This window comes from Luteolibacter sp. (assembly GCF_039920825.1).
GTDB lineage: Bacteria > Verrucomicrobiota > Verrucomicrobiia > Verrucomicrobiales > Akkermansiaceae > Luteolibacter.
This window is the reverse complement of the sequence record NZ_JBDSCX010000028.1, coordinates 110120-122346: the sequence shown is the minus strand read 5'-3', so window position 1 is coordinate 122346 and position 12227 is coordinate 110120. Positions and strand designations below refer to the sequence as shown.

General features: G+C 54.0%; 11 protein-coding genes. 9 read left to right on the top strand and 2 right to left on the bottom strand.

Annotated features, from left to right (window positions below; genetic code table 11):
* The 9 genes from ABIQ96_RS07460 to ABIQ96_RS07420 all read left to right on the top strand — a co-directional run.
* Window positions 1-221, top strand: a 221-nt coding sequence (locus tag ABIQ96_RS07460; protein ID WP_348213940.1) for a hypothetical protein, incomplete at its 5' end; no start/stop codon positions are given.
* Between the two features lie 118 nt (window positions 222-339).
* Entirely contained in the window at window positions 340-1383 is a 1044-nt protein-coding gene (locus ABIQ96_RS07455; protein WP_348213942.1) for a DNA cytosine methyltransferase, read from the top strand.
* A gap of 3 nt (window positions 1384-1386) precedes the next feature.
* The gene (locus ABIQ96_RS07450) at window positions 1387-3186 is read left to right on the top strand and encodes an AAA family ATPase (protein WP_348213939.1); all 1800 of its coding nucleotides are present in this window, start codon (window positions 1387-1389) and stop codon (window positions 3184-3186) included.
* Between the two features lie 111 nt (window positions 3187-3297).
* The gene (locus ABIQ96_RS07445) at window positions 3298-4401 is read left to right on the top strand and encodes a transposase (RefSeq protein WP_348213938.1); all 1104 of its coding nucleotides are present in this window, start codon (window positions 3298-3300) and stop codon (window positions 4399-4401) included.
* 337 nt (window positions 4402-4738) lie between these two features.
* Window positions 4739-6151 (top strand): SGNH/GDSL hydrolase family protein, encoded by a 1413-nt coding sequence (locus ABIQ96_RS07440; RefSeq protein WP_348213937.1) that lies wholly within the window; start codon window positions 4739-4741, stop codon window positions 6149-6151.
* Window positions 6152-6348: 197 nt separating this feature from the next.
* Window positions 6349-7020: a hypothetical protein gene (locus ABIQ96_RS07435; protein ID WP_348213936.1), complete on the top strand. Its 672-nt coding sequence runs from the start codon at window positions 6349-6351 to the stop codon at window positions 7018-7020.
* Window positions 7021-7165: 145 nt separating this feature from the next.
* Window positions 7166-7975 carry a hypothetical protein gene (locus ABIQ96_RS07430; protein WP_348213935.1) on the top strand — a complete coding sequence of 270 codons (810 nt, stop codon included), beginning with the start codon at window positions 7166-7168 and terminating at the stop codon, window positions 7973-7975.
* Between the two features lie 225 nt (window positions 7976-8200).
* Complete coding sequence (locus tag ABIQ96_RS07425; RefSeq protein WP_348213934.1) at window positions 8201-8611, top strand: hypothetical protein; 411 nt, start codon at window positions 8201-8203, stop codon at window positions 8609-8611.
* A 377-nt stretch (window positions 8612-8988) separates the two neighbouring features.
* Entirely contained in the window at window positions 8989-10080 is a 1092-nt protein-coding gene (locus tag ABIQ96_RS07420) for a hypothetical protein (protein ID WP_348213933.1), read from the top strand.
* Window positions 10081-10346: 266 nt separating this feature from the next.
* Here ABIQ96_RS07420 and ABIQ96_RS07415 read toward each other — a convergent pair whose 3' ends face one another.
* A complete protein-coding gene (locus ABIQ96_RS07415) occupies window positions 10347-10754 on the bottom strand; it encodes a hypothetical protein (RefSeq protein ID WP_348213932.1) in 408 nt (135 codons plus the stop codon).
* A 134-nt stretch (window positions 10755-10888) separates the two neighbouring features.
* Window positions 10889-11923 (bottom strand): hypothetical protein, encoded by a 1035-nt coding sequence (locus ABIQ96_RS07410; protein ID WP_348213931.1) that lies wholly within the window; start codon window positions 11921-11923, stop codon window positions 10889-10891.
* Window positions 11924-12227: the final 304 nt, after the last annotated feature.

Here is a 12227-nt window from a genome sequence, read left to right as displayed (position 1 = left end):
CGCACATGTATCGCCGCGCCTGGGACAAGGGCCTCAAAACCACCTACTACCTCCGCACCCTCCAAGCCTCCAACATCGAGAAATCCACCATCGACGTCAAAAAGGAAACCCGCGGCGTCATGGGAGCGGCGACCGAGCCCAAAACCTTCACCGCCGAGGAAAAGAACGCGTGTTCTTTGGAAGCGATGATGAACGGCGGAACTTGCGAGGCTTGCCAGTAATACTCTGAGAAGACCGAAATGTAGCCTTATTGTGTTAAACGCACACCCATCGCCGAGAAGGGCTCAAAAACCCGTCGTTAGGCGAACGCCCTTTGTTTCACCAATTGAAAAACACTTGGTGGCGATAGACTTTTTCTGCGGAGTAGGCGGCATGACCTATGGCATGTCGAAAGCCAAAGTAAAAGTAATTGCGGGCATCGATAGCGACGAAAATTGTCGTAATGCTTACCTACGAAACAATAAAGGCAGTCAATTCATCCACACTCCCATCGAAAATCTCACTCCTAGTTTTCTCAAATCGACGCTAGGGATACGCAAAAATCAAGACAACCTGCTACTGATTGGCTGTAGCCCTTGTCAGTTCTGGAGCAAGTTAAAGACAAACAAGAAAAAATCTGAAGGTTCTGCATATCTCCTATTGGAATTTCTTAGATTTATTGAGGAACTTCGCCCCGGTTGGGTGGTAGTCGAAAACGTGCCGGGGATCGTAAGCAAAAAAGGCTCCATTTTACCTCGCTTCGTTGAAGCACTGGGAGATCTTGGGTATTCAGTAACCTCAGAAGTACTTGATTTAACCAAATACGGCGTCCCTCAAACCAGGCATCGCTTTGTTCTTCTGGCTTCCCGCTTAACTACAAACTTAAAGATGCCAAATGAGACACACGCCAAACCAATATCGGTTTCGGCTGTCCTGGGCACAACGAATGGATTCCCTCCAGTTATTGCAGGGCACATCGACACATCTCCTTTTCTTCATACAGTTAGCAATCTTAGCGAAGGGAATTTAAGAAGAATTCAAATTACACCGAAAAATGGCGGCATGCGCAGAAACTGCCCATCTGAAAAGAATCTGCACGTTGATTCCTACACTTTAAATCCTAAGAATTTCTCAGACGTATATGCGAGAATGTCGTGGAGTAAACCGGCACCTACAATAACGACTCGCTTCAACAGCTTTTCAAATGGAAGATTTGGCCACCCAGAGGAGGACAGAGCTATCTCATTGCGCGAGGGAGCTACATTGCAAACGTTCCCAAAAACCTACAAGTTCTTTGGGCCGTTGCAAGGTATTGCGAAGCAAATTGGAAATGCTGTACCGCCTAGGATTTCACTACTTATTGGAAAGCATCTGACTGCGATTTACAACAATCTCCCTCGTTAAATTATGCAAATTGAACCTACTGAAGCTCTTGTTCAGAAGCTAGCAGGTGCCAGGGGTTCGTTCAAGACCTTCATCGACTACATTAGATTCCCCTACTTTAAGAATTTAGAGGAAAACACAGTTATAAATTTCGACTTCCCGATCACGGCTTTAGTCGGAAGCAACGGCTCCGGCAAAAGTAGCGTTTTACAAGCGCTTTTTGGTGCCCCTCAAGGTTACAGCACTGGATTATTTTGGTTCTCTACGAGTATGGACCCTATTGAAGAAGGTAGCGGTAAACGGAACTGCTTTATTTATGGCTACAAGAATCAAAAGCGAGAAACGGTAGAGGTTCTTAAGACTCGGATTCAATGGAACAAGAAAGAAGGAAACAGTAAAAACCCTGACTATTGGGAGCCCAGTCGACCGCTGAAAAAGTATGGCATGACTATGCTCGCAGGCCAAAGGCACCCGGCGATTGAAATGGAGGTACACCAGATTGATTTCCGCTTCCAGATTAGCGCCTTTGATCGGTTCTTTTATCTGGAAGAAGTCCAACCTTGGCATAGGGCAAAAAGGAGGTCTAAACAAGACATCCTCAGGGAAAGATCCGCCTTCGTGAAAAGATCATTTTCTGGGGAGAAAATTTATAGTGAAAAAAGTGCCGAAAAAGTTGAGATCTTAAGTGATGAAGAGCTTGAGGTGGTCTGCGCAATTCTGGGAAAAAACTATGTCGAAGGAAAGGTTCTTCGGCATAAATTTTATAAGGAGTGGGGAAATAGCGTGCTCTTCAAATCTGATTCTTTGTCATACAGCGAGGCGAATGCAGGCAGTGGAGAGGTAGCTGTAGTTTTGATGGTTCAAAGACTAATGCGGGCAAAAACAAGTTCTTTGGTTTTACTTGATGAGCCCGAATATTCGCTACATCCGGGAGCTCAAAAGAATCTCCTAAGATTCCTCTTAAAACGCAGCCTCACCAACAAGCTTCAGATCATATTTACGACTCATTCGCCAGCGATGATTGAGGGCTTGCCTTCATCAGCAATAAAGGTCTTTGAAAACAACCTGCAGGGTCAATTTAAAGTTTTTCAAAACAGAAACGTCGACGAGGCCTTCGTGTCGATTGGCCACACGATTACAGACAAAGTGATTGTCCGTGTAGAAGATTATCTTGCAAAGGCTTCGATTGAACTCTCGCTTGAAGCCGAAATTCCCGAGTTTTCCAACCTCGTCGATATCCAATTTTATCCTGGAGGCACTGGGAAAATGAAAGAAGATATATCGAATTATTCACTAGAGAATTTCAAAAAACACATTGTTTTATTCGACGGTGACGAAAGGAGGGACGAGGCAATAGATCCACAAACCGTCGCCCCAGCGGACAGGAACGAATCTTTCTACGATCAAAAGATCAAAATTTGTGCCGGCCAAACAATCAAATTTTCGACAGACGGCGGAGAGAGCGGTGGAAGAGTAGATCAACTGGTTGAATTACAGGAGAAGTATTTAGACTTTTGGAGACAAAGAGTCCTGTTTTTCCCTTTTGACAAACTTGAAGCCGAATTTTGGGATGAAGATTTTTGCAAGAAACAATTGGACGACATCCTGCCAGAAGCCGATGTCAGCAAGAAAATGATAGAACTAAATGCAGCGAGTCCCAAGGAGCGTTTCGCTATCTTGGCAAGATGTCTTTTCAATCAAAGTAGAGCCAAGGACATCCAGAATCTCCAAACGTTATTTGTGAAGCATTGGATCAAGCGTCGCCCGGAAGGACACGAGAAGTTGGTCGCCACACTGCATGAGATTCGCGATCTTCCCAGATAACTGAAAAAACACGCATGACAGAGGGACATGACAGAGGGACATGACAGAGGGACAGGCCTTTAATCAGAGTCTTTTCTTGCCATTTCTCCCCCGCCCCGGTAGTTCTTCCCCATGAGAAAGGCGCGATGGCTGGCTGAATGGCGGAAATCCGCCGGGAAACCGGTGTTTTACCATGTCATTAGCCGCGTGGTGGAACGGCGGTTCGCCTTTGGGCCGGAGGAGAAAGAGAAATTCCGGGCTTTGATGCGTTTGCAGGAGAAATTCACCGGCTGCCGGGTGGTTTCCTACTGCCTGATGTGCAACCACTTCCATCTGTTGCTTGAAGTTCCACCGATGGCGGATTCCGGGTTGTCGGATCAGGAGCTTTTGAAGCGGCTGTCGGCGATTTACAGTGACAGTGAGGCGTTTGTCGCCGGAGTGGCAAAGGAATTGGCGGATGCCAGGTCAGCGGTTTACGTGGAGGAATCCGGATTGGAGGAATCGTTGGCAGCCATTCACATGCGTTTCACCTACCGGATGCAGGATCTGGGTGAGTTCATGAAGGGCCTGCTGCAACGTTTCACCCAGTGGTTCAACCGCGCTCATTCCAGGACGGGGCGGTTGTGGGAGGATCGGTTCAAGAGCGTGATCGTCGAGGATGGCGTGGCGGCGAAGACGATTTCAGCCTACATCGACCTGAATCCGGTGCGTGCCGGAATGGTGAAAGACCCGGCGGACTATCGCTGGAGCAGTTATGGCGAGGCGATCGGTGGTGGCTCGAAAGGGAACGGAAAAACCGCGCGGGCCGGCTTGGTGAGGGCTCTTCGGGCGCATCAAGGGATCGCGGCGGATGCCAATTTATGGGCTAGCGGAGTTTCAAAGGAATACCGGAAGCAGCTGATGGCAGGAACTGTTGGAAAATCCGTGGAAAGCGTGGGTCGGGACGGAAAGACCATCACGAAGACCTTGCGCAAGGGAATTTCGAAAGAAGAGGCGGAGCGCCAACGCGAAAAGGATCGAGTGATCCCGCTGGGCAAATTGCTGCGCTGCCGGGTCCGTTATTTTACGGACGGCGCGGTGATCGGCAGTCGCAATTTCGTGGACGAAGCGTTTGCGAGTGCCCGCGAGCGTTTCGGTCCGAAGCGGAAGACAGGGGCGCGACGGCTGAAAGGAGACGCCGCGCCCGCGAGCGGGGTACTGTGGAGCTTGCGGGAGCTTCGGAAGGGAATCGCTTGAACGACGGAGATCGAATGACCATCTTCGCCCGAGTCTCTCAAAACTGGATTTGTGCCAGATGACCCTTCGCCGACGAAACCACATGGATCCGGAGACCATCGTGCCATTCATGCCGGTCCCTCTGTCATGCCGCCAGAAGCTTCTGATGGAAATTGTATTGGCGGATCATGAGATGACGGGCAAGCGCGGCCCTTGATCACAGGATTCGAAACTTCTGTTCACTCCATTGTCGGACGATCGATGCTCCCCGCTTCGGTAGGGTATTTCCCCATGGCGGTAGCCCGATCAGGTGGTAGGTTCATCTTGTCCGAAAGAATTCGACACCTCTACCTATCCCATGAAACCCACGCTTTTACTGCCATTCATCCTCGCGCTCCAACCCCTGTCCGCAACCGAGCAGGTGGTCACCTTGGGTGACTCGCTGACCTTCGCCTATGAAACCGAGTTCGGCCATCAGGTGGAGAATCCTTTCGGGCCGGATTACGGGGATGGCTTCAGCTCCAGAGTCCGCAACTGGGCGGAAATCCTCAACAAATCCGGGCAGCGGCGCAGCTCGTTCCATCTTGGCCCGCGACAATACCTCAGCATCGAGTTCCCTGGGGGCAGCGATTACGATTTTTTCCTCCGCAATCGAAACAACTGGGCCGTTCCCGGCCTGCGCATCCATGAGCTCTGGAAATTCATGAATCACAAAGCCACCATGCATTCCATGATCGATCCCGATCTTGCGGACCTGTTGGATTACACCGACTTCGACGAATCCACCGATTTCGCCGTCGGCGATCTGGAGGATCAGATCCGCAATACTGCCGAGCGAGTTGTTATTTTCATCGGCGGAAATGATGTCCGTGGTGTCTATCCAGAAATCTACAATAACGACAATCCCGGTGATTTCGTCAGTCAATACGTGCTGGATGCCACCCGCATCGTGGACCGCGTGCTCGAACTCAATCCGCACATCCAGGTTGTCCTCGTCAATGTCCCGCACGTCGGTATCACGCCGCGTGTAAAGTCAAAGTGGCCGACCGATCCGGTCAAGACCCCCCGCGTCAGCCGCGTGCTGCGCGACCTCAACGACAAGCTTGAGAATCTCGCGAAGTCCAGGGACATCGGATACGCCGATGTGTATTCGCCCACCTTGTCCATGCTCTGGAACAAGACATTCTGCATCCAAGGCATCCCTTACGCCAACGATGGATCCACGACCGGGAAAGTCGATCACGTCTGGCTGAACGGTCCCTCGAGTGACAATTTCCACCCGAACACCAACCTCCAGGCGGTGATCGCCAACCAGATTATCGATGCCTTCAACGTGCGCTACGACACCCGTATCGCGCCGCTCAGTGCCACCGAAATTCTCGTCGACCTGTTGGGAAAAACCCCTGACGCGATTGATATGTCCTTCTCCGAATACATGTCCGCCTACGGCAAAGAGGGTCTGCCTGCAAACGATGATTCGGATGGTGACGGCATTCCCGCCTCCGTCGAATTCGCCACCGGCCTGAATCCCAAACTTCAGGATTCCGATCAGATATTCACCATCATCCGGGGAAACAACCGCGATTTCTCCTATCCGATCCGGCTGCCGGACAGCAAACACTTCACGCTCCGCGCCATCTATTCTTCCGGCCCGGGCTCCCAGTCCACCCCGATCACACCCGATCCCACCACCGGGTCCGACGGCTACGCCCACGTCATTCTCCCCGTCACCGATCCTGGCACCATCCACCTGCACGCGACGATTCGCTGAAATGTGATTCCGCTGAAAGGCGCTGGGAATCCTAAGGTTTTGCAGCCAATCAAAGGGTCAGGGGCCAGTTCCGACTTCCAAGCATTACCTGCCCGGACGGCTGAGGTTTCTCTACTGTCATGGCACGACCCATCGATGGGGTCAGTCCCGACTAACAAGCATTGCAGCTTTTACCCCGGATGTTTTAAGAGGAACCCATGGCAAGACCCTTGCGATACGAGGCGGCGGGAGGGCGTTCCAGCTTTCCGAAGACAACCGGGGTGGCAAGGGCCTACGCGGGCTACCTTGAGGCGCGAGCGAAGGATGCCAACGGAGCCGTCACGGACGCGGCGCTCAAGGAATTGAGGCGCGGTTGGTATTTGGGCGAGAAAAGTTTTGGAGATCGGTTGCTGGAGGCGCTTGCGCATGATGCCGGACCCAAGCGGAAGAAAGGCAGCGTGTCGGGAGAAGCGGCGAGCGCTCACGATGAGGCGGAGGCTGAGCGGATCGCGATGGCCGCTTTGCGGGCGCTGGACGTCCCCACCGAGGCAGAACAATTGCAGGGCAAAGGGAAATGGATCGAAGAAACGACGTTGGTCGCGACCCTGATCCGCAAGCGAACCGGGGTGAAGAATCGCTGGATCGCCGAGCGCCTCGGGATGGGCCACGAAGGCAACGTGACGAGAGCCCTGCGCCGATTCAACGAAAACCCGGTGCGCCAGACGAATTTGTTAAGATTGGAAGCAATGCTTGTTAGTCGGGACTGGTACCCTTTTGGTGGTCTTTGGTTATACAATCCCGACCCGGACGGCATCGATCAAAGACCGACCTGGAGTCCCGAGGAAATTTCCCTCGATGATGACCGCACCTTGGTTCTCGAAGACTCCTGACGCCACCCGGACGCGCCTTAAAACAACCGCTACCGAAAGAAATCTTGGCAGGGCGGCCAGCACACCTATTATTACGAACAATGAATGTGACTGCCAAAACCCGTAAGGTTGGCGGGCAGTCAAAACCTCAATCCTCTAATACGCCATGTCTGACGAAATCCCTCGCTATAGCTATGAAGAGTCCCGCGGTCTGGAATCTGTTCCGATGGAGCCCCAACCGGTTCTTTCAGCGGAAGCAGAGCTCATCGGTGGAGAAGCTCACCCTGATCAGCCCCTCTCCGGGCCGGACGGGGATACCAGCCAACTCCCGCCTGCCACTGAAGTTGCAACCCGCTCTCCCAAGGCCATGATCGTGGGCCTGGGCGTAGCCGCGGCAGTACTGGCTGCGTTCTCGGGTTACGAGCTGCTTCAAGCAAAGGAAAGTGATCGACTGCTCGATGAAGCCTACGGCAAGGCTGCAACGGTGGAGATCAGCAGAAAGAATCTGGAGTCTGATTTGAGAGAGGCCCTATCGAAAAAGGACCTGGAAATTGAGGAGGCGCGCGCCGATTCCCAGCGATTGGCCGAAAACCTGGCGAAGGAACAGGAAAAGAACAGGATCCTACAGGCTCATGCCGACAAGGCTGCCGCTGCGGTTCAGGCGAAGGTGGGCCCTGGTGGCGAACTGGATTCTCTGAAAAGCACCTATCGCGAACTCGCGAAGGACATGGCCAAGGTTGAAGCTGAGGTGCGGCGTTTGAGCGGTGAAGTAGCCAGCCGCAAAACGTCCTCCTCCGTCAGTAAGCCAAAGCAGAAGACACCTTCTGCGGTAGAGCGCACCGTCCTCCAAATTTCAAGCGGGCCAAACAAGGGGCGCTGGCATTTCGTCGCTGCGGACGGATTCAGGTCGCCGCTCTATGGCAGCCGTGAGGGGGCTCTCCGGGATGCTGAGCTCCATGGTCGTACCGGGTATTGAAAATCATTTCGACGCGGAGATGGCAGCAGTCTCACAGAGGGAAAGGCCTTTCGTCAGAAACTTCTCAGGACAGAGGGACAGGCTTTTAATCCAAGGACCGCATGTCCCGCTGCCGGTTGACAGCCGGGCTCCGGAGGGAAAAATTTCTGGACAACCGCCGGACTTCAAACATTTTCAGTGCCTTTCGTTGTTTGTCCTCGAGATGACAAGATTCTTCCCCAACCTATGAAAACCATCGCACTCGCACTGATCGGAGCCATCTCGATGGCCGCCGCCCCCCAAGTTAAAGCTGAGGCAGTAGCCTTCAAAGTGAAAGCCGTCACGGTTGTCTCCGTGAACGGGAAACGTCCCGCCAACGATCCTCAATACAAAAAAGCGTCCTTCATCGACCTCACCATCACCTCCAAGCAGTTCAAGGCCCCAAAGGGTATTTCGATACCGGCCTTTTCAAAATCCGCGACGAGCGACGGGTATTTTGAATCGACCGGCGTGCTGTCAACCGCCACCGCCACGGTTCACAAGTCGCCCAAGACAAAGAAGGTCACCTCGGTGGACCTCACCTTCGTCGGTCCTGTCGTGATATTCGGCACCACCACCGCGCCGGCCCAGATCAGTTATACGCTGGTCCCCAAATAGAGCCAGCGCCGGGCGATGCCTGTGAACCATGAAAAGGAGAACCCCATGGTTCTCCTTTTTTATTTTTGATGACAGCGGGCAGGCCTTTACAGCGTGTCTGAAAATACGCATCGGCGAGGATCGAATTGCCTTCGGCCATGCAGCCTGCGCTTCGCGGATGACTTTGTGCCGCCACAAGCGGCCTCCGCATTCCGGGCGTCCTACCCGACTGGATAGAAATGGCTTCGCGGGAAATTAGTGCGCAATGTTTTCAAAAGCCGGCGGGTTACGGTAGCCGCGAAGCAGGCTGCGGTATCATCCGACGATTCCAGCCAGCCCGGCGGCGCAGCGGATGGACTATCCGCCAAGCCCCCTTTGCCAGATTTCCTCAGAAAACCATGAAAACAAAACCCAACTGGTTGTTATCCGTCCTTCCCGCGATCGGCCTATCGGCCGCATCCGTCACCGCAACGCCGGAAAAGTCCGCGACCCCTTGCATGGACGCGCTCCACTTGTTCACCGGGCCCGATGTTCCCGCCTTTGGTCCCCACGAGGTCGAGTCCCCGGTCAACTGGAAGATGACCGAGACTCCGCCCGATCTCCCTGGCAAGGGCCTCGCGCAGCATCCGATGCTCTATGTCGGTGAGAACTACGACAAGATGTTCCTGGTCAACGAAGGCAAGGTGATCTGGAGCTACTCCACCGGAACCAGCTACGAATACGACGACGTCTGGATGCTTTCAAACGGCAACATCCTTTATAGCCGGATGGAATACATCGAGATGATCACTCCGGACAAGAAGGTGGTGTGGCACTACGACTGCAAGAAGGCTTCGGGCACCCCGGATCATACGGAAATCCACACTTGCCAACCCATCGGCCTCGACAAGGTCATGTTCGTCGAGAACGGGTTGCCGCCGAAGCTGAAAATCGTCAACATCAAGACGGGAGTCACCGAGGTCGACCATGTGATTCCCAGCCAGGAAACCTCCAATCCCAACAGCATCCACGGCCAGTATCGGCGGGCCCGCGTGACCGCCCAGGGAACCTATCTGCTTTCCGTCTTCGGCATGGGCTACGTCGTGGAACTCGACAAGGACTTCAAGGAGATCTGGAGATACGACGTAAAAATGCCGTGGGCCGCCCTCCGCTTGAAGAATGGCAATACCCTCATCACGAACGAAGGCGATCACGTGACCCTTGAGTTGAATCCGAAGAAGGAAATCGTTTGGCAATTCGATACGGTCAAGGACCTCCCCGAAGCCTACCATTTCGCTTCCGCTCCCCAGACCGTCACCCGTCTTGCCAATGGCAATACGATCTTCACTTCACGCGGCGACAAGGGCAAAGGTCCCCAGCTCGTCGAGGTGACGAAGGATAAGAAAGTCGTATGGGTGCTTCAGGATTGGAAAAACCTGGCCGGTGCCACGGCGGTGCAGATCCTGGATGATCCGGGTGTGCCCGAGGTCCCGGGAGAATCGGAACACTGAGTCGATTCAGACAGGCAATGCCCCAAGGAGTGGCGGACTCCGATTCGCCAGAGCCATGCGGAGTCAATGTCCCGAGAGAATCGCTTTTCATGATCCTCTCATGGGAGGCGATTCGGAGATCGCCGCTCCTTGTTTCTGCCATTCCTGCCGGAATACAAAGGCGACATATTCCTGCTCTATCAACGAAATCGGTCTTAACCAAGTGCCATCCGGGACAGGCCTTTCATCAGGCTGTCACGGCATGAGCCAATCACCCTCGCGCGGACTTACTCAGTGAGTTCGTCTTCGACAAATTCGGCAACTAGATCAGGCAGTTCACTGAGAGCTTCGTAAAGATCTTCTTCGATGGTGGCGAGATAGTCGGATTCGGTCTCGGTGTATTGGTCGCGGTCTTCATGGCGCGTCTGGCACCACTGGCTGGCGTTGAGCACATCGACCATCGCACTCGACCCAACCAGGTCGAAGGAATTGATGATGCGTGTATGGTCGAGCGCGCTCTGCCAGAATTCATGCAAGCCATCGCCTTCGGGATCAAGCAACTGGACGGTCTCGACCACATCCATCAGCGCCCGTTCCTGGCGCGTCAGCCCGCCTTCTGCAGATTTCTCCTCAAGCCGGTCGATCAGCAGGGTGATCTCGTCATCCCATTCGATGGGTTCATGTTCAAAAGTCATTCCGCCGGAGAACTGAAGTTGGCCGATCGCCGGGTCAAGGCACAATCGCAGTTGGATGCCCTTTAATCGCTCAATGACAAAGGGTGGCTTTATTTCCTCACCGGCGCGTGGGCGGCTTCCGCAGCTCCTTGCCGTTACTTCGGCAGACCTTTCAGCGCTTCGTCGAGTTGCTTCTGCACGTCGGCTTCGATGTCCTCAGTGGCGTCCTCGGCGTCCTTTACTTCCTTGGCGGCTTTTTTGGGCGGAGAGGGCGCGGTGTCATCGCCGCCGCTCCAATCGAGGCCTTCGGTCATGAACTTCACCACGCTGCCAGCCCCCGCCGGTTGAATCATGATGGTTAGATTCGCAGCTCCCTGCTCACGCTTGAGGATCGAATTGGTCTTTCCCTCCAAACTCCCGGCACCGTCCTTCCAGCCCTGCTGTTTCAGACTCGCTGAAATTTCCTTCGTCACCGCAGCAACCGGTTGGGGGCTGGAAAACTGAATCATCTTCACGAGCTCCTTGAATTCCACATCGGTCGCATCCTTCGGGATGGGCAGCTTGTGCGCGGAGATCACCGGGCTCGCCGGTGCCTTGGGCTCCGCCGGTTCGTCGGCATCATCCTCGCCGGCATCCTTCGCGACCGCTTTTTTGGGAGGGGCGGCGGGCGCATTGCGCAGCTTCTCCGGCAATGGCGCGGCGAAGATAAGGTCCACCTCCCACTTTTCGCCAAACGTATCCAGCTCCCCGCCCGTGCTCACGTGACCGGTCACGTTCCCACCCGCGATCTTGAACTCGGTCATCTTGATCCGGCCGAGCGAGGTGAACTCCTTCTTCTCATGCGCGCTGTGCGCGACTTCACAGCCGAAAATTGCGCCCTCGTAGTTCATGCTGAGGTTCAGCGCGCTGCCGAGTTCCCCGAACATCGCGTCGAACGAAGGCTTCTTCGATTTCGACGGATCCTTCTCCGTGAAAAGCAGCCCGATGGCGTTCTCATCGCCAAAGGGATCCCGTTCCTCCACAATCACAAACTTGAGCACCGCGCTCTTCCCGTTGCCGATGAATTTGCCGGTCACCGCCGGCTTCACCGGCGGATCAAGTTTCGTTTGTGCGGTGCCAAGCCCCGCGAAGCACAGCGCGAACACCGCCGTGGAGATTTGCCCCAATCGAAAAGAAGGAATGGTGATCATGGTTTTTCCGTATGGTTGAACCGGACCCATTAAGGGATTCGCTGCAAATTTGCGAGCTATCATTTCCAGATGAATATCGAATATCGAACGCCAAACTTGACGCTGGATAAACGGCAGCGAGCCGCTTCCCAAGCGGATGCGGGAAAATGACGTCGCTTTCCTGATCTACTGCTGATCACCCGCAAGCCCCGCCCCTCATTCAGGGGAAGCAAAATCCACCCCTTGAGGTCGTGGACGAAAGCGGTGCGTTTATGATTGGCTGCTGAAACATTGGTCACCGGAAACTATTGTAGTCCGGCGGCAA